25 protein-coding genes and 6 pseudogenes are annotated in these 23,854 nt (G+C 57.3%); 14 read left to right on the forward strand and 17 right to left on the reverse strand.

The window, feature by feature from the left end:
• Window positions 1–527: 527 nt before the first annotated feature.
• Complete coding sequence (locus WGT02_RS34535; protein ID WP_024318509.1) at window positions 528–731, forward strand: hypothetical protein; 204 nt, start codon at window positions 528–530, stop codon at window positions 729–731.
• 121 nt (window positions 732–852) lie between these two features.
• On the opposite strand, the gene WGT02_RS34540 is transcribed toward WGT02_RS34535, so the two are convergent.
• From WGT02_RS34540 to WGT02_RS34585, 10 genes and pseudogenes are all read right to left on the reverse strand, one after another.
• Window positions 853–1,290, reverse strand: coding sequence for a hypothetical protein (locus WGT02_RS34540; protein WP_208245447.1), 438 nt, complete (start codon window positions 1,288–1,290; stop codon window positions 853–855).
• A 314-nt stretch (window positions 1,291–1,604) separates the two neighbouring features.
• Window positions 1,605–1,976 (reverse strand): DUF2934 domain-containing protein, encoded by a 372-nt coding sequence (locus WGT02_RS34545; RefSeq protein WP_208245445.1) that lies wholly within the window; start codon window positions 1,974–1,976, stop codon window positions 1,605–1,607.
• Between the two features lie 430 nt (window positions 1,977–2,406).
• Window positions 2,407–2,688 carry a response regulator gene (locus WGT02_RS34550; RefSeq protein WP_375680005.1) on the reverse strand — a complete coding sequence of 94 codons (282 nt, stop codon included), beginning with the start codon at window positions 2,686–2,688 and terminating at the stop codon, window positions 2,407–2,409.
• Between the two features lie 475 nt (window positions 2,689–3,163).
• The gene (locus tag WGT02_RS34555; RefSeq protein ID WP_208245441.1) at window positions 3,164–3,304 is read right to left on the reverse strand and encodes a hypothetical protein; all 141 of its coding nucleotides are present in this window, start codon (window positions 3,302–3,304) and stop codon (window positions 3,164–3,166) included.
• Window positions 3,305–3,643: 339 nt separating this feature from the next.
• The gene (locus WGT02_RS34560; protein WP_208245439.1) at window positions 3,644–4,000 is read right to left on the reverse strand and encodes a response regulator; all 357 of its coding nucleotides are present in this window, start codon (window positions 3,998–4,000) and stop codon (window positions 3,644–3,646) included.
• Window positions 4,001–4,142: 142 nt separating this feature from the next.
• Complete coding sequence (locus tag WGT02_RS34565; protein ID WP_318246600.1) at window positions 4,143–5,129, reverse strand: PAS domain-containing protein; 987 nt, start codon at window positions 5,127–5,129, stop codon at window positions 4,143–4,145.
• 144 nt (window positions 5,130–5,273) lie between these two features.
• Window positions 5,274–7,097 (reverse strand): CheR family methyltransferase, encoded by a 1,824-nt coding sequence (locus WGT02_RS34570; protein WP_318246599.1) that lies wholly within the window; start codon window positions 7,095–7,097, stop codon window positions 5,274–5,276.
• Window positions 7,098–7,463: 366 nt separating this feature from the next.
• Complete coding sequence (locus WGT02_RS34575; protein ID WP_208245437.1) at window positions 7,464–8,237, reverse strand: phosphodiester glycosidase family protein; 774 nt, start codon at window positions 8,235–8,237, stop codon at window positions 7,464–7,466.
• Between the two features lie 132 nt (window positions 8,238–8,369).
• Entirely contained in the window at window positions 8,370–8,690 is a 321-nt protein-coding gene (locus WGT02_RS34580; protein ID WP_341353349.1) for a DUF982 domain-containing protein, read from the reverse strand.
• 51 nt (window positions 8,691–8,741) lie between these two features.
• Window positions 8,742–9,107: pseudogene (locus tag WGT02_RS34585) on the reverse strand (transposase); the annotation flags it as partial.
• Window positions 9,108–9,238: 131 nt separating this feature from the next.
• Here WGT02_RS34585 and WGT02_RS34590 point away from each other — a divergent pair.
• The gene (locus WGT02_RS34590; RefSeq protein ID WP_208245432.1) at window positions 9,239–9,670 is read left to right on the forward strand and encodes a nuclear transport factor 2 family protein; all 432 of its coding nucleotides are present in this window, start codon (window positions 9,239–9,241) and stop codon (window positions 9,668–9,670) included.
• A 564-nt stretch (window positions 9,671–10,234) separates the two neighbouring features.
• On the opposite strand, the gene WGT02_RS34595 is transcribed toward WGT02_RS34590, so the two are convergent.
• On the reverse strand, window positions 10,235–10,390 hold the full coding sequence (locus tag WGT02_RS34595) for a hypothetical protein (RefSeq protein WP_024318726.1): 156 nt from the start codon (window positions 10,388–10,390) through the stop codon (window positions 10,235–10,237).
• 375 nt (window positions 10,391–10,765) lie between these two features.
• Between WGT02_RS34595 and WGT02_RS34600 the strand changes: the two genes are divergently transcribed.
• The gene (locus WGT02_RS34600) at window positions 10,766–11,002 is read left to right on the forward strand and encodes a hypothetical protein (protein ID WP_208245430.1); all 237 of its coding nucleotides are present in this window, start codon (window positions 10,766–10,768) and stop codon (window positions 11,000–11,002) included.
• A 118-nt stretch (window positions 11,003–11,120) separates the two neighbouring features.
• On the opposite strand, the gene WGT02_RS34605 is transcribed toward WGT02_RS34600, so the two are convergent.
• Complete coding sequence (locus WGT02_RS34605) at window positions 11,121–11,363, reverse strand: DUF6894 family protein (protein ID WP_024318728.1); 243 nt, start codon at window positions 11,361–11,363, stop codon at window positions 11,121–11,123.
• A 513-nt stretch (window positions 11,364–11,876) separates the two neighbouring features.
• Here WGT02_RS34605 and repA point away from each other — a divergent pair.
• From repA to WGT02_RS34645, 8 genes and pseudogenes are all read left to right on the forward strand, one after another.
• Window positions 11,877–13,094, forward strand: a complete 1,218-nt coding sequence (repA, locus tag WGT02_RS34610) for a plasmid partitioning protein RepA (protein ID WP_024318729.1) — start codon at window positions 11,877–11,879, stop codon at window positions 13,092–13,094.
• A complete protein-coding gene (repB, locus tag WGT02_RS34615; RefSeq protein WP_208245427.1) occupies window positions 13,091–14,089 on the forward strand; it encodes a plasmid partitioning protein RepB in 999 nt (332 codons plus the stop codon). Before repA ends, repB begins: the two co-directional genes overlap by 4 nt.
• A gap of 176 nt (window positions 14,090–14,265) precedes the next feature.
• Entirely contained in the window at window positions 14,266–15,558 is a 1,293-nt protein-coding gene (repC, locus tag WGT02_RS34620) for a plasmid replication protein RepC (RefSeq protein WP_208245425.1), read from the forward strand.
• A gap of 570 nt (window positions 15,559–16,128) precedes the next feature.
• Window positions 16,129–16,445: pseudogene (locus WGT02_RS34625) on the forward strand (cupin domain-containing protein); the annotation flags it as partial.
• A gap of 32 nt (window positions 16,446–16,477) precedes the next feature.
• Window positions 16,478–17,794 carry an epoxide hydrolase family protein gene (locus WGT02_RS34630; RefSeq protein WP_208245423.1) on the forward strand — a complete coding sequence of 439 codons (1,317 nt, stop codon included), beginning with the start codon at window positions 16,478–16,480 and terminating at the stop codon, window positions 17,792–17,794.
• Window positions 17,795–17,813: 19 nt separating this feature from the next.
• A pseudogene (locus WGT02_RS34635) lies at window positions 17,814–17,972 on the forward strand (alkene reductase); the annotation flags it as partial.
• A complete protein-coding gene (locus tag WGT02_RS34640; RefSeq protein WP_208245419.1) occupies window positions 17,972–18,817 on the forward strand; it encodes an SDR family NAD(P)-dependent oxidoreductase in 846 nt (281 codons plus the stop codon). The pseudogene WGT02_RS34635 and the gene WGT02_RS34640, both read left to right, overlap by 1 nt.
• A gap of 71 nt (window positions 18,818–18,888) precedes the next feature.
• Window positions 18,889–19,410, forward strand: coding sequence for a VOC family protein (locus tag WGT02_RS34645; protein ID WP_225040499.1), 522 nt, complete (start codon window positions 18,889–18,891; stop codon window positions 19,408–19,410).
• Here the strand turns inward: WGT02_RS34645 and WGT02_RS34650 are convergent.
• The 4 genes and pseudogenes from WGT02_RS34650 to WGT02_RS34665 all read right to left on the reverse strand — a co-directional run bounded on the left by WGT02_RS34650 (window position 19,407) and on the right by WGT02_RS34665 (window position 21,925).
• A pseudogene (locus WGT02_RS34650) lies at window positions 19,407–20,250 on the reverse strand (MBL fold metallo-hydrolase). The gene WGT02_RS34645 and the pseudogene WGT02_RS34650 sit on opposite strands and share 4 nt — an antisense overlap.
• A gap of 418 nt (window positions 20,251–20,668) precedes the next feature.
• Window positions 20,669–20,905 carry a BrnA antitoxin family protein gene (locus WGT02_RS34655; RefSeq protein WP_024319207.1) on the reverse strand — a complete coding sequence of 79 codons (237 nt, stop codon included), beginning with the start codon at window positions 20,903–20,905 and terminating at the stop codon, window positions 20,669–20,671.
• 31 nt (window positions 20,906–20,936) lie between these two features.
• Window positions 20,937–21,200 carry a hypothetical protein gene (locus WGT02_RS34660; protein ID WP_208245417.1) on the reverse strand — a complete coding sequence of 88 codons (264 nt, stop codon included), beginning with the start codon at window positions 21,198–21,200 and terminating at the stop codon, window positions 20,937–20,939.
• Window positions 21,201–21,673: 473 nt separating this feature from the next.
• Window positions 21,674–21,925: a substrate-binding domain-containing protein gene (locus WGT02_RS34665; protein WP_231052434.1), complete on the reverse strand. Its 252-nt coding sequence runs from the start codon at window positions 21,923–21,925 to the stop codon at window positions 21,674–21,676.
• A 54-nt stretch (window positions 21,926–21,979) separates the two neighbouring features.
• On the opposite strand from WGT02_RS34665, the pseudogene WGT02_RS34670 reads away from it, so the two are divergent.
• Window positions 21,980–22,396 (forward strand): annotated as a pseudogene (locus tag WGT02_RS34670) (GMC family oxidoreductase); the annotation flags it as partial.
• A gap of 29 nt (window positions 22,397–22,425) precedes the next feature.
• Here the strand turns inward: WGT02_RS34670 and WGT02_RS34675 are convergent.
• A pseudogene (locus tag WGT02_RS34675) lies at window positions 22,426–22,797 on the reverse strand (NUDIX pyrophosphatase); the annotation flags it as partial.
• 153 nt (window positions 22,798–22,950) lie between these two features.
• Between WGT02_RS34675 and WGT02_RS34680 the strand changes: the two are divergent.
• Together WGT02_RS34680 and WGT02_RS34685 are read left to right on the forward strand one after the other, a co-directional pair.
• Window positions 22,951–23,196: a type II toxin-antitoxin system prevent-host-death family antitoxin gene (locus tag WGT02_RS34680; protein WP_024319210.1), complete on the forward strand. Its 246-nt coding sequence runs from the start codon at window positions 22,951–22,953 to the stop codon at window positions 23,194–23,196.
• The gene (locus WGT02_RS34685; RefSeq protein WP_024319211.1) at window positions 23,189–23,584 is read left to right on the forward strand and encodes a hypothetical protein; all 396 of its coding nucleotides are present in this window, start codon (window positions 23,189–23,191) and stop codon (window positions 23,582–23,584) included. The genes WGT02_RS34680 and WGT02_RS34685 overlap by 8 nt, the downstream gene beginning before the upstream one ends.
• The last annotated feature ends 270 nt before the right edge of the window (window positions 23,585–23,854 follow it).

Consider the following 23,854-nt stretch of genomic DNA (forward strand, 5'->3'; position numbering starts at 1 on the left):
CATCAGAGGAAGCCCTTCAGCGCCGCGCATTGAAACCATTTACATTGATGCCGACCCTGGCTCCGCTTTGCATACCTTCTGCGCGGCGGTGGCAAATCCGCAACCATTGCTATCTCAAGGCCGTGCGTTGACGGACCCGCGTCCCGACATAGTGTAGGATCTGGCCGCGCTGCTTTTTCTAGATGCCGCCTCCGTAGTATAGTCTCTCTTATTCGCAGGTGCGGTAATAGTAATACTAAAAGAAGTACTAAAAATATAAAGATAATAGTTGCTTGAAGGAGAATCCTAGGTTAGCTTTTGTCGTCAGAGGGACAAAGTATTTGACACATGAGCGTTCAGCGGTCGGCGAATGGCGACCGGTGGGGAGGAACGATGACAAGATCCGTTCGAATTCTTCTTAGAGCCTGGATGCATCGAAGAGTACACGTCTTCAATTCGATGCGAAGCGACGATCGCAAACATAGCGCGTCGTAAACATTTCATTCCAATTTGCTAATTTTGATCCGCGTCTCGGATTGGAGTGTTCTATGCAAAGGCAAGCTGTCGTTTTCAATGGTCAGGAAGTCGGTATAGCCGTTCCCTTTGACAACCGCTTGAAGTTCATCGCCGTCCGCTTTCATGTGATAGATCTTGACAACAAGCTGTTCGACACGGTCACGGATATCCGTCGGGCGATCACGGATCACCTAGCCGCCAGGACCAAAGGTGAACCACGCGCTGCAGTGCACTGATCTAAAGGGGCGTCAGCACACCATAGGACGCTGGCACCCTTTCAGCGGGTTCTCCGGTTCGGGTAGGATCTGCATTATCTCATCCCGGTCGAGGATTGGGGAGGTCGGTCTTCCCGTTCTCCTAATTGTAGGATTGGACGCACACACGCCGATAGAACTCACACAGGTGAACCCGTTCTTCGGCCGTGGCGATCAGTATGCGTTCCAACCTCCGTTCTAATGCGCAGGATCGCCATTGCGGGGATCGGCCGTGCGGGGTCAGTGGCGTCAGCCTGATCCGGTTGCCAAGACCAATTCGAAACTGAGCCAGTGTCATCCCCGCCTTAATGAGCAGCGCTCGGACAGTCGGCTGCCTCTCGGCAGCGATGGCGATGCGAAAAGCTTCGACAAGTGCATTCTTTTGCACAGGAAGCTCGATTTCGTCGATCAGGTCATTCCCGATCTCGTCCTCCTTCATGAAAAGCAAAAACTCATCGATCAAGTGATTGGCCCTCAGGACATCGTCCAGCACGTCCTGGCTGACTGTATAGACCGTTTGTCCCCGTACGTTCAGGCCCATGCGGATCTCCTTCAGCAAAGAAACGCCGTCGGGCGGCATTCGTTCGAACAACGGCTCTCAAAAGTGCAGGGTGCATGGAAGTTCCGCGTGTATTCGAGTGGTCGAGGCGCTCGGCGCAACCAGGTCTCCTGCTTCAAAAAACGGTGTCAAACACCATCTGTCGCCGAGCGGGGCAGCACCAGACGATCTGTTTCAACGACGAAATCCCTGCGTGCTAAATGCAGCTCGTGTTTCCTTCTATCGCTTGTACGTCCACGAGTGTCTCTTCGGCTGCGTAAACGTCCCTTCCGCCTGAAGCATCGGGATCACCGCAATCATTGCCGTCGTTTGGATTGTCCTGTCTGTTCGTCCACGGCTGGTGTCGTTTCTCGCTTCTCGGCGCCCCCGGGGTCGGGTATGACCGCGTCGGAATGCTGCCTGGCCGATTCAAGCATGGTATCCAGATCGGAATCGTCGTCGGTTTTGAGTTCGTCGTTTCCATCAAGGATTTCACGCTCGGCCTGAAGCCAGTGATCGTCGTGTTGTCCAGGCGGGCTACCCTCGCGCTCCCATAGTTCGTAGGCCCGTCTTCGAATGCGTTCCGTGCGGTTTCCAACTTGGACATCATCACACCTTTCGCGCGATGTTGCGATGGCCGTTTCATCCGGACGTGTGCCTTGAATGGGAACCTTTGTTTCTCTTGCCATTTTCGCGCTCCTTTTAAAAGGTTGCGCATGCTAACGATGCCAAATCAAGGATGTTCCCTCCGGGCAAAGCTTCGTAATGAATCGTACAACGATGACGCAGCAAGCCAAGACTTTCCAGCCACTAGGCTTGGAGGGATGACGTCCATGCCCGGCAGCGAGGTTGGCGCCATATTTTCTTGTCTGCAGACCCAGCAAGCGACTTTCGGGAGGCATTCAGCCACGTGAGCCTCGAATTCGACGCCGCATGTGCACGAGTTCCGAATGACGAATGTCCCAATATTTGAAGTAGGCGCTGCTCGGGAACGAAGCCGTGATTGCGCAGTCCAGAGGGTGCAACTCGCTTCGCCGCGCGAACGCAAATTGCGTGGACGACGGCGAATGCTGACGACACGGGTTTGCTTGCTCGGCGCCATCTTAAAGTTCTTTGAATTTAGGCTGACTGCAACCGCCTGGGAACCTTGAGCATTTTAATCAAGGCGTCGAAAGTGTACGGCTTTGGAAGGAACGAAACATCACTTGGCAGGTCGAAATGGCCGAGCTGAACATGCCCTGACGTCACGATGACCCGCGCGTCGGGAAATCGGGCTCGAATTAGGGAAACAAGGCCCAGGCCGTCAATCGAACCAGGCATGTTGATGTCGGTGAAGACGGCATCAGTCGAGCCGTCTTGAAGAAGCACCAGCGCCTCATCAGCGTTTGCTGCTTCAACCACATCGAAGCCATCCTGCTCAACCGCGTCGACGGCCGCATAGCGGATGAGAGGACCCACACCTTCTCAACCTTCGTATGGTCAGCACAATGGCCTTGATCCTCGCGTTCTAGCCCTTCGAACTCGGACATTGCCTGCAACCAGTGCTCGCGATCGCACCCGAGGGACAGCCTTCCTGCTGCCAGATCTGATGGGGCCTGTCGGCTGATCCAATTGTATCTGTCTCCATCCATTTCCTGCCTCCGCTGATCCGAACGTGGCGAAGAGGATCCGGTTCCGCCGACGTATAAAAATCGGCCGAAGGTCGCGGCTCGTGTCGCTGAAAGAGTTTAGACAAAGCCGAAGAACGTCGCCAGGCGGTACACCCGTCGCTATTAGCAGCATATCTGCTGTCAGGCGTAGGTCTCCAAGCCCTGGCCAAAGGATGCGCCGCGCTGCGGTTGCTGGACGCGTTCTGATTGCCAGGCGAGAATCGGTGTCACTCGATCTCGACCAAAGCCGGCCGATCCCGGTACCCCTCGTATTGACTACCAGCGAGTGCTCCAATCAGGATTGTGATCCCAATAAGGACAATTCCGCTAATGTAGATCAACAAGGGAAGACGGTCTTGCGTGGTCATGTCTTTGTCTCCTTTCCCTATTGTTATGAACCTTGCGAAATCAGCTTGGTTCCAGATCCGCAAAATGATTAGCGGATCCGATTCCACATGGCCCGAGCACTACAAACCGCCTTGGATTAGCTGCGATATAAAGTTGAAGTACCTCTGGCCTGGACGGGGTCCGTCCTGGATTCGGCGTCGGCTGTCGCTTCGGTGGCTTACTGTCGAGCCGCAACCTTGAAAAGCGACCTCTCGTTCAACGCGTTCATCACCACCCCCGGGTAGGGCCGTTCTCCAACATTACAACAATGCTGTATTCGCAATCAGACGCTACACGCACGTGGTGCAAACCGGGTGAGGTCATCGTCCGATCAGGCTATCCAAGGCGCTGAGTAAGTCTCGCTCCTCGGCAAGCTTTGAGACGAGTGGTCGCTGTTTGAAGCGCTCGGGAAGATCGCGTTCTGTATAGCCCGTTACAAACAAGAACGGCACGCCGATTTCACCAAGCCGATCTGCGAGCGGATATGTCGGTCCGTCGGGGAGCTGGATGTCAAGTATCGCGGCACGGGGACTTTCGTCATCAATCATTTGAAATGCTTCATCAACTGACGCGACGGGGCCAATCACGGCAAAGCCCGCGTCTTCCAGCCGCTCTGCCAGGTCTATAGCGAGGAGATATTCGTCCTCGACGACCAATATTCGGTACGGATCGCTCAACTGGCATCCTGTTGTTGAAGGGGCAGGTCCATGGAGACCGCCAAGCCCTCCGGATTAAACTTCTTTTCCATCTTACCACGCAATCGATATTCGATTTCGCCGTGAAGCAGGTCAAAACCGAAGCCGTTCGTCTTGGGCTCGTTTACCGGCGGTCCGCCCCGTTCTTGCCAGACAAGACGAAGGCGACCGTTTTCTTGCTGCCAGTGGACTGCAACCGAACCCCCGTTGTTGGAGAAAGCCCGTGTTTCGAAGCGTTTGTCACAAGTTCATGGGCGACCATCGCCAGTGACAAGGACAGCTGTGGTCGCAAACGAATGTCAGGACCGGACAAAGAAAAGTTTTCTGCCCCGAAGGGTTTCAATTCTTCGGTGAACAATGCACGGAGGGACGCATCTTGCCAATTCTCCTGTGAAAGGGTTCCGTACGCACGTGCCATCGCCCGCAGGCGGCCAAGGAATGTGTCTCGGAAGGCTTCCAAAGGGGGCGCTTTTGCCAGCGTCTGCTTGGCAATTGCGGTCACGACGAGAAACATGTTTTTGACGCGGTGATTGAGCTCGGCAATCAGGACTTGCTTGTGCTGCTCGGCCTCTGCAAGTTCTGTGACGTCCACGAAGGTGACGACGACGCCGTCGATGCCATCTCCGCCGTCCCGATAGGGAATCAACCGTACCAAGTAATGTCTTCCCGCCGCATCGCGCGTTAGGTGATGGTTGAGCTCCGTTCCCGTATCGAAGACCCTTTGGATGTCGTCCTTCAAGCCGGCGTATTCAGTTTGGCTCGACAAATCGGTCAATGGCCGGCCGACATCGGTAGGTCTCAGGTTGAAGAACGACGCAGCAGCGGGAGTGAACGTCCGGATTACCAAAGAGCGATCAAGGAATATCGTGGCAATCCGAGTGCTTTCAAAGAGATTGCGGAGATCGCTATTGGCCCGATCCAATTCCTCGATCTTTCCGTTCAGCTCCGCATTGATCGTATTCAGCTCCTCGTTCAGCGATTGCGTCTCTTCCTTTGACGCTTCGAGTTCCTCATTGCTGGACTGGACCTCCTCGTTGACGGAGATGAGTTCCTCGTTGGATGATTTCAATTCCTCCAACGCAGTCTCATATTCCTCGATCGTGGATTGCAAGCGCTCGCGCGTGTCCCGTAGCTTACGCTCAAGCTCACTGATGCTGTCTATCGGCCCAATTATTGGCTTGTTGTAGTCCGCTGGATGGCGGGGCCCCGAAGGCCGGAAAACGACCATAAAGAGGTTCGCTAGTGCTGCGGTCCTTTAGCGGCTCGACGGTGAAGTCGACAAACTGCAATTGGTCATCATCACCTTCCATGGCGATGTTGTGCCGAACCACGGGCCTCTGCGTTTTGAGCATTCCTTTAGCGCCGATCTTAAATCGAGGCGCAGGCCTTTCCTTGCGAGCGTCAGCAATTGCCTGCTTGGTACACCCTGCGGAACCTCGAGGTATTTCCCCGTTCCGCCCGAATAATAGAAAATATCGGCATCGACGCTTATGACCACGTGGGCCGGAGAATATTGATCCAGGATTCGCGCTTCTACGATTTGACGCAGCGAGTGCCCCGTCTCACGGGTCGACTTGTTGCCGTCCTGCAAGGCCGGCGACCGGTCATGACCGGACAATGATGGCAGACGTGGTAACTTCGCTGGATGTTCCCGTGCCTGGAAGAGTCTTTGCTTCTTATCCAACGTGGCGAAGAGATCGCTATGTTGCCCGAGGCTTTCGGAGCTCCCCAAGAACAGAAATCCGCCCGGCTTCAAAGCGTAATGGAATGTAGGGATGAGGTGCCGTTGAACGACTGGTCCGAAGTAGATGAGGAGGTTCCGGCAAGATATCAGGTCCATTCGGGAGAAGGGTGGATCGCGTATCAGACTGTGAGGAGAAAAGACGCACAGCTCGCGCACATCGTTGCTGATCACATAGCTTTCGGAATCGATCCTGAAGAAGCGTTGACGACGCTCCTGGCTCACACCATCCAGCAGAGCTCGGGGATAACGCGCGCTCCTGGCAACTGCCAGCGCCGCTTCGTCGATGTCGGTCGCAAAAATCTGCACCTTCAGAACAGCAGAGACCCTTTCGATGTGTTCCTTGAACACCATGGCAATCGAATAGACTTCCTCGCCCGTCGCGCATCCCGGAACCCATATCCGAATAGTATCATTGGCTCCCTTGCCTTCGAAAAGTCGGGGTATCACCCCTTGTTCCAAGGCTCGGAACGCGTCCTCGTCACGGAAGAAGTTGGTAACGTTGATCAGCAGATCGTGGAAAAGAGCCGTGACTTCTTTCGGCTCCTCCTTCAGCAAGTCGATGTATTCCCTCAAGGATTCGGCCTGCCTCACCTGCATTCGGCGCCGTACACGACGAAAGAACGTCATCGTCTTGTAACCAAGAAAATCATGGCTGGAATGGGCGGCAAGAATTGCGCAAATCTCGCGCCTGGTGTTCTCAAGCTCCGCCTGTTCCTGCTCGCGGCTTGTTTGAACGGTATCTTTCAAATTGTCGAAGCTTCGAGCATAGGCCGTCAACCTGGCAGCCATCTCCGGAGCCGGAACCGCGATGTCGATAAAGCCTCCCGCAATGGCGCTTTGCGGCATTTCCGGATTCTTTAGCTCGGAGCCGTCGGAAGTCTGGGCAAGCGTCAAACCGCCGGCTTCCTTAACCGCCTTTGCGCCCAGCGTGCCGTCTCCGTCGCCGCCTGACAAAATGACCGCCACCGAATAGTCGCCTTGATCCAACGCCAACGAAACCAGGAATATATCGATGGGCTTGCGCTCACGGTTCATTGGATCGAGTTCGCGGGTGCGAAGTATGCCCTTGTCAATCGTGAGGGTTACATTGCAGGGCATCACATAGACATGATTGGACTCAACGCGGGTGTTGTTCGCCGCGACCGTTACCGGCATCGGCGTGTAGCGGGCCAAGATCTCGTGTAAATAACTTTCGCGGTCCGGGCGAAGATGGGTGATAACTATGATTGCTACACCTGGATCTGCGGGCATTTGGCGAAAGAACGCGTCCAGGGCCGGGACGCCGCCGGCCGAAGCGCCCACACCAACGACAGGAAATCTTGAATCCTCTGACATCGGACCCTTCATTGGAATCTATTACAACCCCGCAGACTATTTTATGCCGCGTTACATGGGAGCATATAGGGCGAAATCGTCAAGACGCATCAGTTCACCGGGGGCCAGTGGCGTTCAGAAGCTGTTCCGTGGGTTTCTCGGTCGAACGGCCCCTCCGCATGCAAAGTCGGAATGGCGACATCGTCTCATGGCGCCTATGGCCGCACGTCTCGCTTAGGTCGAAAAGCATTCTAGCGGACTGGGGAGGGTTCACGCGGCCGGGGGGCCGAGCGATTGTGCCTGGTTTTCAATTAATCGACCGGCAGCCAGAAATATTGGGCCATCAACTCGTGCGACCTGTAATTGCCGCCCATCGCCTTACCACTGTTATTCGACAACTCCGAAGACTGGGCCGAATCCGCCATGCCAGGATCGGTCATTGCGGCCCATTGCCGGATTGTAAATCCCCACGCCTCGTCCACCATCGAGGAACAATGCATTGGGGCACTTCAAATGATCACGGAAAAGCCGCGCGAAATCATAAAAATTCACCCTGTCTTCGCTGATCGCGAAGCGAACAGCCTTGCCGCAGAGCCCCACACCGCTCCGCCGCGTTCTATCTGTCGACCCGACAATAAAGATCGGATTCACCTTGTTCTGGATAGCGAGCATTGGACCGGACTGGGTGGCGAAACGCACCCTTTGCCGACGCTTCAGAAATTCATCCGTCGGCAGTATTCCGGCGCTTGCGTCATCGAGAAAGAACACCCCGTTCGGCTCTTTATAGAAATTCGGTACCGGGCCGAGGAAGCCTTCAGGCTCTGCGGTATTGGCGGATCTCAATTCCCGCCCGTTTTCGACGTAGAGTCCGATTGGTGAGAAATCCGGTAGGTACATGCCGGCGTTGACGGCAAACGCCAGCGTTCGCCCCTCGTCGCGGACGGCTTTCGCAACGCTTGAAAAGTAGCGGTAGGGCTCGCCATCGACGTTCTTCCAGAACAATCTCAGGTCGGCTTTACCCACTTCCACTGTGCAAACGACATATCTCGTCTCTTCGAAGGTTTGTCGCGCGCATTGTTGGACAAGAGCGGATGGTAAGGATACTATTGATGCTGCCAGGACCATGGCAGCAACGAGCACACCATGTTTGAGATCGGGCATCGTTGCCGGTCTCCTTTTCAATCGCCAATGGATCGATCCTCTCAATGATCGCACAACTTCTGAGCGCCGGGGCGATCCGGACTGTTTAGCCCAACCAAGCGCCCGCATTTGTGGATGATGATCGAGTGGCACCTAAAGACGAGGCGCTGCCGGCGCACCTTGGACGCGCTGTGTACAAACAATGCCGGCGGCGATTGCAGCCTCTACCAGAGCCTGCCTTGCTTCCTCCGCTGGAAGCTGTCCCTCAGTGACCGCCGCGCACGTTGCAAGCGCATACTCGAAGGCTGGACCAAAAGTTACTGGCCACCGTTCGGCGAGAAGCGCCGAAGCTTCGTTTGTACTCTTCACATCGACCGGATGCGCCTGACCAGGCAACCAGACTTCGAGCCCATACATCCAATCCCCGCGGACGACCATCATCATGAACCTCCTATGAGTCGCGATGGTCACCATACTGCCATTCCCACTCAGCCAATTTAAGGCAACGGGACCACAATATCGCAGTTTGAACACCTGGCGGAAAGCCGACCGGTTGACCCGTCGGAAATCGGCAATGGTGCGAAAGTCAGGCTTCAGGTGTCTGAGCAACCAGATCACCTCGATGTTGCGGCGCGTTTCCGCTTCCAGTCGCCGGCTGGAACGCACACGGTTGATATACCCGTACACGTAAAGCTTCAAAAGGTCGGCTGGGTCGTAACCCGGACGGCCGGTCTCCTTCGCCGCCACCCGCACGAACCCGGAGGCTTGGAGATCGAGGCCGTCAACGAAAGCCTCAATGAAGCGAACCGGATTGTCCGGCCCCACATAATCATCAACCGCTTCCGGCAGAAGCAGCAATTGAGAGCGGTCTGTTCCTGAAAGATGCGCCATGGCAAAAGCTACCACGGCAGTCTAACGTGAGGAATCCCCGACGGGGTTTTCAGACGGTCTGCGGGAATTTCGCGACAGGAGCTTTTCGGCTCACGATCATACGGAACTAAGCTGCACTCGGAGGGGAAACCATGGAGGCCAGCGTACGGAAGCTCTTCGAGCGATACGAACGCGTTTTCAAGCAGTCCCTCGATGGCGACATAGACATGGATCAGGTCGCATCGTTGTATGCCTCCGACTTCATAGCGGCATCGCCTGTTGGGGTGATGACCGGAAAGAACGACGATCAACTCAAGCAAGCCATGGCGCGAGGCTATGCGCACTATCGGGCGATAGGGACGAAGCAGATGCGGATACGCAATATCCGCCTCTCGCACATAGATGAACACCATTGCGTGGCCCATGTTGCATGGACGGCAACCTATGTCCGCAAGGATCAATCGGACGTAGCGATAGATTTTGACGTTCACTACTTCGTCCAGGAGCTGGACGGAGGGGCGAAAGTTTTTGGCTGGGTGTCAGGCGACGAGCAGGCGCTTTTAAGGAAGCGCGGCATCATCTGAAGTCCACTCACTACGCCGACGACGAGACCGCTCCGTCGCTGAAATCCCAATTTCGCAACTAAGCTGCCCCTCCTGAAGTTATAGCGGAATTTCTGTCGCAAAAGTTGGACGCAAAACGACACGCTTTGCGTCTGATTTTTACGACGGTAAGTAGTCCACATTTTAGTTAGGGGCTGGCGCGACAACAGGCTCTCTTTCGGCGACGGTGGAATCGTCCTTCGGATCGTCCGGTTGCTTCCGTGCTTGTCGGGATTTGTTGACTATTGCCCTTGGTCTTTCTTTTGGAGCGGATGCACTGATGGCAGTACCCTTGGCAGCCGCAGCTTTCGATCCCTCGGTCTTTTTGCGATTGCGGCCTTAGAGCCACGGGCGGTTTGAGTGAGCTTGGCGTCGGTAAGTTCGAGGGAGACGTTATGCGCCAGGTTGTACGGGTTACGAAAAGAGATGGCGCAGTACGCGCCTTGTGGACATGGCAAGGAAAGCCATCCCTGGCACAGGCACGTATTGAGCCGCGTGTCCTCCCAGGTGACCTTACTCAAAGGCAGACACGGACGCCGGCTTCTTTCAGTTTGCTGCGGCGTTTCCGACGCGGTGTCCAGCATTCTGGGTGGCGTTAACCGTATTTGCGGTATCGCGGCCAATTCCCTTGATGGTGTTGGCGCAAGAAGCCATGAAAACTATCAGAAACAGGGCGGCGGCTAGTCTCGTTACAACGGTCATGGCACATAATCCTTGTTGAAGACGGATAAGTAACGTCTCGTGCTTCCAATTTGTTCTCCCAAAAGGTCACGAGCATCGACCTCACGCACCGGTCGGTGAAATGTCGGCTAATGTTCCTGACGGTCGATGTTGGAACATCCTGATAGAACCGGAGTTGAGGGGTAAGCTTGGTCGTCATATTCCAGGAGAATATGACGGGTCTCAAGGCGATCGCGAATGCGACACCCAAAGCGAAGCGTGGCTGCGAGGGAGATCTCGATGAGTGATATGCCGAAGTTTTGCAGGTGCGTTTTTCTGACCTGCGACGTTGGAGCTCCAGAGGGACATGGCGATCTCGATCACCGGCGGCGATAACGTTTGAGCTGGGAGGATACTATGCCCAAGCAAGATGATCCCGCGACCTTCGCAGACCGCCTGTCGGCGATGACAGACGACGAGGTGTTTTTAAGGATGCAGGACCTCGAAAAGCAGAGCGAAGCGCTCTCTCGCGCACGGATGGACCTGGACGATATTCTCGCGTTTATTGCATTGGTGGAAACCGAAATCGAGCGGCGGTTCCCAGGTCAGGCACTACAACCATATAAGGAATGGCAGCGGAAGGGCTCCGAATAAGCCTTCATCGCCCGCCGCAATCGACGTCAGAGCTCACAGACGATGCCTTTTGGATCGAGCCCGTCGCGACATCGGATGTCGCGCCCGCAAAGCTGATCTTGGATGCTCAATCCGGCCGCTAGCTTTCGTTAAGGCGGAGAGCTTTCTTCAACGGGAGACATTCGATTATTCTTCCCGTACTGTCGGTAATCTCGAACACTTGACCATCGACAACGTCGCCTTGCAAGACCGCCTCGGCCAACATTTCTCGGGCCGCGACTATGGCCTCTCGATGAGCGGCGGCAGCGCTGTCAAGGTCTACGCCTTCCTCATCTTTGATAATCTCATTGCCTTTGCGGAGGTGGAAGAAATACTTGGTCATCTGCAACCACGGGAAAAGATTGAACCAAAAAAACGCATCGTGTCTTTGTTGGTTCCGAGCCTGTATGCAATTTCTCTATCCTGCCGTTCTGGGAGGGATAAAGCCTTGGAATGAGGCCCATATCGGACACACTCGCCTCACGCAGGCAGACAAAGCGGTCGCACACCTTGGGAGAGATCGATAGGCGCCGCGCTCAGGTCATAGTTCTCAGCTGAGAACTTTGGTGCGGTCGTATCCGAGGGCGAGATACTAAGACCCTGGTGGTCGTCCTCTCGACACCCTGCACGGGAACGATCCCGTCAGAAGGCCCTGGCACCCCCACACGGCGTGGCACCTGCGCTGAAACTTCCTGATGAAGGGTCTTGATCTGGAAATCTATTCTGCCTGTGTTGACGAAGGTCCGCCACCGCGCGGTTAAATTGCAGTTGAGCCTGTCCAATTCGCCTTGACCCGACTCGCAGACTCAGCGCAATTTACGCTCATTGTTCATTTTGAAGCAGAAGAGCGTTTATGATGCCGACCAGCGCGAAACCGCTTGCCGAACGCGATCAACCGGTTCGATCGCTGACGCGCCTCGTCGAGGCCGACGCGGATCTATTAAGCGCGCAGCTGCAGGCGTTAAGGGCGCGCGCATTCCCCCCCACATCGCAAAAGCAACTGCGCAAGTTCATGGCGGGAGAGGCGGCAAAGCTCATCGGCATCAGCGATGCCTATCTACGTCACCTTTCCCTCGAGGGCACCATCCCAGAGGCAGAAAAGAACGGCGCTGGTCGCAGACTTTATTCTCTCGAGCAGATCCATACCATCCGCCAGCAGCTTGCTTCGACCAAGAAGGGTTATTCGCCTATCCGAGCTGATGGGGACGACCTCCAAGTGATCGCAGTGACCAACTTCAAGGGCGGTTCGGGCAAGACGACGACTGCCGCTCACCTTGCTCAGTATTTCGCCCTTCGCGGCTATCGCACCCTTGCCGTTGACCTCGATCCCCAAGCGTCCCTGTCGGCGCTCTTCGGGCTGCAACCCGAATTCGACCTTGAACCAAACGAAACGCTCTACGGCGCCATCCGTTATGACGAGCAGCAGGTTCCTCTCGCCAGCATCATCCGCAAAACCTACTTCGCCGGCCTCGACATGGTTCCGGGAAATTTGGAGCTACAGGAGTTCGAGCACGATACGCCGCGTGTTCTCGCGGAGCGGGGAAGGGCGCAGGACAGGATGTTTTTCGCCCGCGTAGGCGGCGCGTTGCAATCGGTCGAGAAGAACTACGACATCGTCATCCTCGATTGCCCACCGTCGCTTGGCTATCTCACTTTATCGGCTCTCTGCGCCGCGCGAAGCGTGCTTGTGACGATCCACCCGCAGATGCTGGACGTCGCGTCCATGTCGCAGTTCCTCCATATGACGGCAGGCCTCTTCGATGTCGTGGAGAGGGCAGGGGGTGATGCGGACTATGATTTCTTCCGCTACGTCGTCACCCGATATGAGCCGAGCGACGGTCCTCAGAGCCAGATTGTTGGACTCCTACGCAGCCTCTTTGAGGAGCGTGTGCTGACGAATCCTCTTCTGAAGTCCGCAGCGATTTCAGATGCCGGACTGACAAAACAGACCCTTTACGAAGTAGGACGGGAGAACTTCCATCGATCGACCTATGACCGCGCAATGGAAGCGATCGATAATGTGAACTCCGAGATCGAGGCGCTTGTGAAGAAAGCGTGGGGGAGGGCATCATGAGTAAGCGGCGCGATGCAATGCGCGACATGCTGGCGCCAATTACCGGCGGCGCATCAGAAGCGATGCGGCAAGCTAAGCCCGCCGTACAGTCCGGGGCGCTGCTATCTATGAATCGCGCCTTCGAGAGCCTCACGCAAGACGCGGTAGCCGCCGAGGCCCTGCGGGCGCAGATTGCAGCAGGAGCTGCGATAGTCGAGCTTGATCCAGCCGACATTGAAGCGTCCTTCGTCAAGGATCGTCTGGATGGTTTTGCATCTCAAGATTTCCTGGAGCTGCAAGAAAGCCTGAGCCAGCACGGGCAGATCTTGCCGGTTCTGGTCCGACCTCATCCCACCAGCCGGGGCAAGTATCAGATTGCCTTCGGGCACCGTCGAGTCGAAGCCATACGCAGACTGGGCCTGAAGGTTAAAGCCGTTGTTCGCGAGCTTGACGATGACGGTCTTATCGTTGCGCAGGGTAAGGAAAATCTCGAACGGAAAGATCTCTCTTTCATTGAGCGGGCCCTGTTTGGCCTTCGCTTAGAGGAGAGGGGAGTGAAGCGGGAAACAATCCTTGCTGCACTCTCCGTGCACAAAGGCAACCTGTCGACGATGATTTCGATTGTCCGCAGTATCCCGGAGGCGCTCATCATAGCGATTGGCCCTGCGCCAAAGATCGGCCGACCGCGCTGGGAGCAACTGGCGGCCAACCTTGCTGCGCGCAAGGACGCCGATTGGATGGGCCTCGTCAATACGCCGTCCTACGAAAAGCTTTCGAGCGACGAGCGATTTGAAAAGGTCATGCGGGAAACAGCGCCAAGGCGCGTCCGCCCCGAAGCTCATAGCCATGTCGTTACGAAGACCGGCATCAAATTTGCCGAAATCGAGCGTGGCGCCCGAAAGACCAGGCTTGTCATTGACGAGCGGCGAGCACCGGAATTCGCAGCCTATCTCGTGGACCGTTTGCCCGAGCTATTGGAAACCTTCCAGGCGCAACGCCGCCCGGACAAGAATTGAAACACGCTAAGGAGCAGTAATCGCAAAAGAAAAAGGCCCCCAAACGACCAAAGTCGTGGAAGCCTCTCTCTGATTTCTAGACAAGATCGAGAATCGCATTTCCACGAATCGTAGTCAAGAGTCTTTGGCACCGTTTCGGTGAGCAAATTTCTTTTGCCTGATCGAAGGTGAAGGAAATGGAGAGTGGAACTGTGACGACGCCCTTTGGGCGGCGGTCGATGACGCTTGGGATGCTGTCAAGCCAAGTCGCGTCTCGCGAGATTGAGCCAGACAAGACGGTCGATAAATGGAAGCTGTATCGGGCTCTATGCGAGGCCAGGCCTTTGGTAGGGGTAACAGACCGGGCGTTGGCAGTGCTGAATGCCCTGCTGAGCTTTTATCCGAAAAACGCGCTTGCGGAAGAGCATGGGCTCGTTGTGTTTCCCTCGAACGCACAGCTGTCGCTGCGCGCTCATGGAATGGCCGAGCAGACGATTAGACGGCACCTGGCCGTGCTCATCGAGGCCGGGCTGCTGATCCGCAAGGACAGCCCGAACGGCAAGCGCTACGCTCATAAAGGCAAATCCGGCGAGATCGATGAGGCCTTCGGCTTCTCGCTGGCGCCTTTGCTTGCCCGATCCGAGGAGATCGAGCGCCTGGCCGCTGAGGTTGTTGCTGAGCGCATGCACCTGCAGCGCCTTCGGGAACGCTTGACGCTGTGCCGACGCGATATCACCAAACTGATCGAAGCGGCCCTCGAGGAAGGCGCGGCTGGCGATTGGATGACGATCAGCGCGCATTTGCGCGGTCTTCTGGAGCGACTGCCGAGAGTTCCGGCCGCCGGGCAACTCGCAGCGACCCTCGACGAGATGGAACTGTTGCGCGAAGAGGTGGTCAATCAGTTGGAAATACAGCTGAAAACGCAAAATCAAAGCGGCAATCCCGCTCAAGATGAGCGGCACATACAGAATTCAAATCCCGAATCTACTTCTGAACTTGAACCAGCTTTCGAAAGAAAGCAGGGCGAGAGGGCAGTGGGCAACAATGACCCGAACACCGAGCCGTCAGATGAGCGAGGGCAGAAAGCACCACCTTCCGGCGGAGTGAGCGGTGGGGTGGCCGATCTGTCTGCCCGGCACAGCCTGAAATCGTTCCCGCTCGGCCTTGTCCTCCAAGCCTGCCCGCAAATCCTCGACTATGGCCCCGGTGGAACGATCGGCAATTGGCGAGACCTGATGTCGGCGGCCATCGTCGTGCGATCCATGCTCGGCGTAAGCCCCTCGGCCTACGAAGAAGCCTGCGCAGGGATGGGGGCTGAAAATGCCGCGACTGTGATCGCCTGTATCCTGGAAAGGGGGGGACAGATCCACTCGGCAGGCGGATATCTGCGGGATCTGACCCGAAGGACCGAAAGGGGTGAGTTTGCGATTGGGCCGATGCTGATGGCGCTTGTTCGAGCAAATGCCGGAGCGCGGCGCAATGTCAGCTGAGGGGAGGAACATTCCGGTTGTAGCCGAAGATGCCGGCCACGGCGCCGGGGTCGCATTGGCCCTCAAGCTGAGAACAGTCGTTTGCGCCGCCAACCTGTCCACAGCACTGACTATGCCGACCGGGTTTCCGTCGACGTCGTAGCATTGGGCATCGGGCTGCTCGCAGGCAGTCCGCACGTTTCGGTGGAATCGACGTCATTCCCTTTGGGCTCACAGCCAAGCTACGCGCCGCAAGCGGCTGAAGCGGTTCGAGAATTTCACGCTGCGATCATTGAATCGACTACTGCACCAGATGATAGCGGAGCGGCTATCGACAAACTTTGATACAAACCGGCGTGGAGCTGAAACATTCCACGTACATCCAAGGCGCAAATTTCGCCGCAAGGGAAAAGGTTCTCGATCTTGTTCCTATTCCTCCGCAAAGGACCGGATGAAATCTGGATCCAGTTTACGAGTGCCACCTGACCGAAAGTCGAAGGCACTGCCAAACAAGGAAGCCTATCATGAAAACCTGTTTGCTCATCCTTTGCGCCGTCGCTGCAGGAGCCGTGTCTCTCAACTCGGCCGCAGGAAATACAGCGCACGGACCTCATCAAGGAAGGCATCGGCGTGCCTGACAAGGAAGTCGTTCAGGTACGTGTTGACTTCAATCCGGGAGCGTCGACCATCAACCATACGCATCCTGGCGAAGAAGTCGCCTACGTACTGGAAGGCAAGCTTCAGTATAAGCTTGAAGGACGCGACCCCGTCACGCTGAGGGCCGGCGGTTCTCTGTTCATTCCGTCGGGTGTGGCACACTCCGCGAAAAACGTCCGTGATGGCAGAGCCTCCGAGTTGGCCACCTACATCGTGACCAGGGGCAAACCCTCGTCGTTCCAGTCAAGTAGGCGCAGACGACTTCAATACGGGATGCATTGACATGACACATAAATCACTTGAGAAGATAGAAGTCTCACGCCGGACGCTGCTCTTCGCCGGCACTGCGGTGGGCCTGTCTTCGGTTATCCTTCCATCGGCAACGGTAGCGGCGGACTGGAAAAATCCACGGCCGGCGATTGTCGACGGCGTGAGACCCTTCAAGGTAGGGGTTCCGGAGAAGGCACTAATCGACCTGCGCAGGAGGCTTCTCGAAACCCGGTGGCCCGAGAGCGAAACCGTAACCGACCGCTCACAGGGCGTGCAGTCGGCAAAGCTGAAGGAGCTGGTCGACTACTGGCGCACTTCTTATGACTGGCGCAAGGCGGAGAGAAAGCTGAACTCGTATGCGCAGTTCATTGCCAATATCGATGGATTGGACATCCACTTCATCCATGTCCGGTCGCTGCATGAGAATGCGTTGCCGCTTGTCATGACCCACGGCTGGCCGGGATCGGTGTTCGAACTGCTTAACGTGATCAGCCCGCTTACCGATCCGACGGCACACGGCGGCAGCGCCGACGACGCGTTCCACGTCGTTCTTCCGTCGATACCGGGGTTTGGCTTTTCCGAGAAGCCGACAACGGCGGGCTGGAACCCACAGCGCATTGCCAACGCCTGGGATACCCTCATGAAGCGGCTTGGCTACGATCACTACGTTTCCCAGGGCGGTGACTGGGGAGCGATCATCAATGATGCACTCGCCCGTCAGGCCCCGCAGGGGCTGCTGGGCATCCATGTCAATCGTGTCGAGCGCGCGACTACCTTTCCTCCCGATGCCGCAGCGGCACTCAAGGCTGGAGGTCCACCGCCAGAGATGCTGTCCGCGGACGAGAGAGTTGTGTTCAACGAAGCCAAGGACTTCCTAGCCAATGGTTTCGGATACGCGGCGATCATGGGCACGAGGCCGGAAACGATTGGCTACGGGATTGCAGACTCCCCGGTTGGTTTGGCTGCCTGGCTGTATGACAAGATCGCCGATTGGGTTTATACGCGCGGCGAGCCCGAGAAAGTATTGTCGAAGGACGCAATCCTCGACAATATATCCCTCTACTGGCTAACCAACACGGGACCATCGAGCGGTCGGCTTTACTGGGAAAACATTGTCGCCGGGGCGAAACTGACGCCGAGCAAGGTGCCAGTGGCCGTAACCGTGTTTCCGGGCGAGGTCTACCGGCCGCCGAAGAAATGGCTTTCAAGAGCGTACCCGCAGCTCATCTACTACAACCAGGCGCCGAAAGGCGGACATTTCGCTGCCTGGGAGGAGCCCGAGGTATTCACTCAGGAAATTCGGGCGGGGTTCAGGAGCTTTCGCTCATGAGGCGCTTTCTGTCGCGCAGGCGACGATGGTGTTGGCGAACCCGGACTTCGTCGATCGACTGAAGGTCTGCGCGCCAATGAACGAGGCGGACCGCAGCACGTACTTCGGTGGGACGGCGAACGGCTTCACCGACTATCCCTCCTTGGGCGACGCCGCTGCGGACACTGAGGCCGTCTGATGCAGCGGGACAGCTCAATAACATGGCGTCGCATCGAGAAGAATTCGCTTAATCTGGCCGGACTTAACGTGGCCGTCATCGGTGGGACGGGCGGTATCGGCCGCTCCCTTGCCCACGATCTCGCCAAGCAGGGCGCCGACGTCCTCGTCGTCGGCCAGACGTTCAGGGACGCGGAGACGAAGAACATCAGCTTCCTGAAGGCCGATCTCATTCTCGTCATCGACGCAAAGCGTGTCGCCGATGAAATGCCTGCCGAGACGCCTGACCTCGTCCTCATGACGGCGGGGATCATGGCCGGTCCGAAGAGAGAGGTCACGGCAGAGGGCATAGAACGCGACTTGGCGCTCAGCTATCTCAGCCGCTACGTCATCCTCAACGCGATCGCTCCACGTCTTGGCACGGGTCGCCCGCAACCGCGCATGAAGCCTAGCGTCTTCGTCATCGGCTTTCCGTGTTCGGGTCAGTCGGCCAATGTCGAGGACCTGAATTCGGAGAAGAGCTACGGCCGCATGAAGGCGCATATGAACACGGTCGCGGGCAACGAGGCCTTGGTGCTGGACGTCGTTCGGCGCTTTCCCGACGTCGACGTCGTCGCACTGAACCCAGGCTTCGTTAAAACGGGCATCCGGGGGAACTTGTTCGGGTCCAACAAGCTTCTTCTGAAGATCATCGAGGGACTGACCAGTTTTATGACGATCGAGCCGGAGGTCTGCTCGACAAGGATTACACCCATGCTTGTGTCGCCGGATCTGGAAGGGCGCAGCGGGGCGATGTTCAACAACAAGGCGCAGGCGATCCTACCAAGCAAGAGTCGCCAACCCTTCTTATCTCCACGCCGTCGTTGACGCGTCGGAAAGACTGGTCGCACCGATCCTGACAACTGATCGACGAGCGTAGGCAATAGAGGGAAACCCCGATGACAGATCAGAAGCCGAAGCTCGTCGGTCTCAACCACATTGCTCTCGAAGTTGGAGATGTTGATGAAGCGCTCCGCTTCTATGGCAAGATCTTTTCGTTCGAGCTGCGAGGCACTCACAGCGACGACACAGGAAGCTTGGAAATCGCCTTCATCGATATGGGCGACCAGTTCCTGGCAATGAGCCGGGGAAGGTCGCAATCTCCCGATACGAGCCGGCACTTCGGTCTCGTCGTGGATGATCGCAGCGGTGTGATGGCGTTGGCTGTTGCTGCAGGCGCGACCGTTTTAGACGGCAGGCCATTCAACTTTCTCGATCCATGGGGCAACCATGTCGAGGTCGTCGAATACCGGGACGTACAGTTCACGAAATCGACGACTGTCCTCAACGCCTCGGCGTTTGGCGGGAGGAGAGCGACGAGGCGAGGGCACAAATGGCCGCAAAGGGATTCCTTTGATCCACGTGGTAGAGGACGCGGCGACGGCAAGCGCGCCGCGCCCGGTGCTTGTCACTGCCCCTAGCTTGTGGTCGGCTCCCATTTGAAGTGGTCGCCGTCCGACTGGATATGGCCGACGCCTGGGAACGGAAAGTGTGGGGCGAAGATGAGCTCGTTCGTCTGAGCGAGCTCCTTCAAAGTATCGATCCGATTCTTCTCACCGCCGGCCGCGTCATTGTCAAAGCTGACCGGCCATTCCGGTTTGGCAAGCGAAATGATCGAGCTGTGGACGGTGTCGCCGATGTCGAGCATCTTCTTGCCAGACACAATCTCATAGCCGACGTGGCCGGGCGTATGTCCTTTCAATCCGATCGAGGTAATGCCGGTGGCGACCTTGGCGCCCGGCTTGAAGGTCTTCACATGGCCGAGCTGGTCATTTTTCTTGGCGAACGCCCACCGACGACATGCGGATCGTCGCCTTGGGAAAGGCAAGCTTGCCGTCCTTGACGAGGCCGCCCATGTGATCGGGATGCGAATGCGTGATCAGCACGTCCGTGACGTCCTCCGGCTTGTAGCCAGCCTGAGCGAGAGACTGTTGAAGCGCACCGCCCACGCCGGCGTCGATGAGGATCAGCCGCTTCGGCCCCTTGACCAACAGCGCGTCGACGCTGAGCGTCACAGTATCCGTGGGCGCACCAGCCGCCTTCAACACTTCTCCGACTTCTTCAGGGCTGTGGCCAACGCCGAATATCTTGCTGTCGTTCGGTCTAACAAACTGAGCGTCATGCAAGGCCACAATGTCGAATGAGCCGAGTTTGAACGCTTTTGCATCTGGCTGCTGCTGAGGCATCTGCGCTGATGCGGTCGTGGCCAGTGCGGTGGTGAGGGCGAAACAAACGGCGAAGGAAGCTCTGGGGGCGTGCATGAACACAATCCTTTCCAGCGCGGGGACGTTCGGACAAGCATCTTCTTACGCTCAAATGCCTACTGCGGTCACTTCGAATTCTCATGAAGACCGGCTTCTCCGCCATAGCGACTGGCTCGCGCCGGACCGGTGGATACCGGTGAAACCGGGACCTTGACGATCGGCGGCCGATGATGGCGCCTCGGCGCCCCTCGAGCATGCTCGCTCGAACATGGAGGCCGGGCGTTTGAACTGTTGCATTCGATTGGACGATGCCGAAAGGCGGCTGGCATCCTACCGACCGCGCCCCGGAGAGGTATTCGCCTTCGGCGCGCAGCTTGCTGTGAAGCCGAGATGAATTTGCCGACATCGAACGCGATCTCGCCACCACGCGGGATAGCGAGGAGTGTAAACGGGCGGCCGCGTGACCGCGGCGTGTTCAGCGATCATCCTTCATGGCGGCACGCAGCGCATCGTTGATGCGGTCCTGCCAGCCTGGACCATCTGCCTGAAAATAGGCGAGCACGTCGCTGTCGAGCTTCAGGGAGACCGGTTCCTTGACATTTGGCAGCGCTCGTCGCTCGACGGCAGGCGCCGCAGCTACCTTCTTTGCCGGCTTGAACAAGGCCTCCGCGGCGTCTAGAGGATTGACGGGGCGGCGTGGTGTTCGTGTCATTCTTGTCTCCAATGGCTCGGTGTATCTGCTGTCAGGGCGTCGCCTCATCAGCCGCCCCGTCGCTTGCCTGGACGGCCGTTCCTTCTGGCGCTTGCGGACTGATTTCGGAGTTGTGTTTGCCGCGCGAACGTCGTTCCAGCAACGCATTGTACCGATCGCGCATCTCGGCTGCTTCGATCTCGCCAGCCACCCACAGCTCGACGATCGCCATGAATTCGGCGTCTCCATCAATCGGAGTGCCGCGGGTGCTGGCCTGCGCGATCACCCGCTCGGCAATGGATCTGCGAGATGTCATGCTGTCCCTCTACCGGCTTCAAAGACGCCGCCAACGGGCTCTGCGGTGGCGAGACGGCGTACGTCGAAGTGCGGAATCCTCGGCCGGCCAGTGCTTCCCGGTAGCTGCCACGAGACCATTTCGAATGTACTTCAGTCAAGCGTGCCTGTCGAACTCTCCTGCGAGCAGGGCATGGGCGGCGCCCGTCTGACGCGGGTGATATCGGGCACCCCGGATCATAGGGACATCGTCCTGTCCGAAGCCGAGAGGGCCGCGAACGATCAGATGGCCATCTGCTGGTTGCGATCGTCCAGCCGGTTTTCGTCCAAAACCTCTGACGCTTTCCCAACAAGGTATCGCACGACGTGAAGATCATCGCGGCCAGCGTCCGCGGCTGGCGAGCTTCGTCTCGAACATCGAGAGCGGCCGTTGGTTAGACATCGCCGAAGCAGCGGATGTGCTCAGTTTGGAAAGGCAGGACGGCAATGGGACGGTCACCGCGCGACACCTGCCATGCTCTTCCGCTTTACCAGTTTGCTCGAAATGACGATCGGACCCTGAGTTGCGTCGCCGACCGCGCCGCCATACCCGATAAGCATCAGCGCGGCCCGTTCTCCCATTTCCTCCATGGGCTGCTGGATCACAGACAGAGGAGGGGAGCAGTAGGCGCAGACAGGCGATCCGTCGAAGGACACGATCGAGACGTCGTCGGGAATGCGGTAGCCCTTCTCCTGCGCGGAACTCATGAAGGATATCGCCATGTCGTCGCTTGTCGCGATAACGGCGGTCGGCTTGTCCCTCTCCTCAAGAAGCAGGAGGAGATCCTGATCGAGACGATTAAAGGTGTGGGCGGCGAGCTAGAATTCATCGGTTCGCCAACCGGCCTAAAGGAGATGGGGCGAGGGGCGTTTCCGGATGCGGATCCATTCAGCCGCTTCATGTTTCGCAGATGGTTCCGAAAGACCATGTGCATGGGCGCCGCGATCCATGAAACCGGCGGCGCGCGGATGGGGGCGTCCAGCAAGGATTCAGTCCTCAACGGCTATAATCGGTGCTGGGACGTTCCCAATCTTATCGTCACCGACGCCTCGGCATTTCCTGGTAGCGGCGTCGCCGGAACGACTCTTACGGTGATGGCCCTGACGATCCGGGCCTGCCGGCACGTCGTGCAGGGGCCCGCGGGCACGGGGAAGCGGTTCCGCCATAGGCGGATGTAGGGTGCGACGGCGGCGAGCTCCGGCCGGTACACCATCCTCAAGGCCTCCTCGAATGAAACCCAACGAAATTCGCTATGTTCGCCATTGATGACCACAGCTGCCCCAGCATCTACGAAGCCAACGAAAACCGGTAGCATGCTGATAGCATCGCGACCGACCTCATAGAATTGCTCGCATATGTCTGCCGAATAGAGGCGATCACAGTTCAGGCCGGTTTCTTCTTTGACGTCGCGTGGCGCGGTTTCCCATGCCTTCTCACCGTCCTCGATGCCGCCGGAGATCTGGCACCATTCGCCAATCAACGTGTGATTTCGACGCAGAAGCAGCACTTGGTTTTCAGCGCCCGTAGCACGGAGAAGAACGACCGATACAGCAAAACAACGGATGGGAATTTCAGCCATGAGGTCATCAAACGCGCGAGAAGGGGCAAAAGTTAGGATAGCGCGACAGTTCCGGGCCCCGGATTGAGAGGACCGGCTTTCCGCGACAACGGCCTCCATTGCATAAATTGCATAGAATAGGTATTATAGGTAATTCAGTACGAGGCTTGGGCCATGAAGCAATTCACCTTCTCAGATATGAACCGCGCTTCGGGGGAGATCCTCGAAGCGGCTTTGATCGAACCTGTCACTCTCACGAAGCGCGGGAAGGACAAACTCGTCATTCTGACCGCCGAGCAATATCGCAAGCTCATCGGTCGTTCTCATACCGTTGTCTACGGCTTGATGGATGCTCCCGAAGACATCCACCAGGAACTTATGACCGGTCTTGAGGATATTATCGAGGGTGACAATGCTTGAGCCTGGGCAGATTGTCCGCTTTTTCTACCTGTGGAAGCGCCAAGCGGCTGCGGGTGAAGAGTCCGGCCGCAAGGCGAGGCCCGTCTGCGTCGTCGTTCGCACCGCGGCGGCGCCGGAAGCTGTGTTTCTGTTTCCCATCACATCGCAATTGCCCGACACGGAGCGGCTTTCTCTTGCCGTCAGCCAAATGGAATGCCGTCGCGCCGGCCTGGATTTTCCGTGCTGGATCGTTCTCGACGAGTACAATCGGGTTGAACTCGACAAGGCATTTGACTTCGAGACGACCACGCCCCTTGGCAGTTTCAGTCCTGCCTTCCTCAAGAAAATCGCACTCACCGTCAAAAATGCCGCCGCAGCCCGAAGGCTCACAGGTATCACGCGTTCCTGATGCCCGGTGCCTGCCTAATGTGGCGATAGCGCCGACATGCGCGGCCTTGCAGTCTCGATGAGGTGCGCCCTCGGCCCGCCATTCTCTATCCCTTCAATGGTTGCGCAAGGCAGGCCCACCGCGGTCTCGATGGGGCATGTCTGACCGGAGAACGCCTCACGCTGCTCGGCTCGATCGTCCTCCCGCAACGGCCGGCTCGTTTTCTTCCCCTGACGGCGACCACCCCACGTGACAGGTCACGCGGGGACCCCGGATCGCCGTCATTCCTCG

The sequence above is a fragment of the Rhizobium sp. T1470 genome, assembly GCF_042140505.1.
Classification (GTDB): Bacteria; Pseudomonadota; Alphaproteobacteria; order Rhizobiales; family Rhizobiaceae; genus Rhizobium; species Rhizobium favelukesii.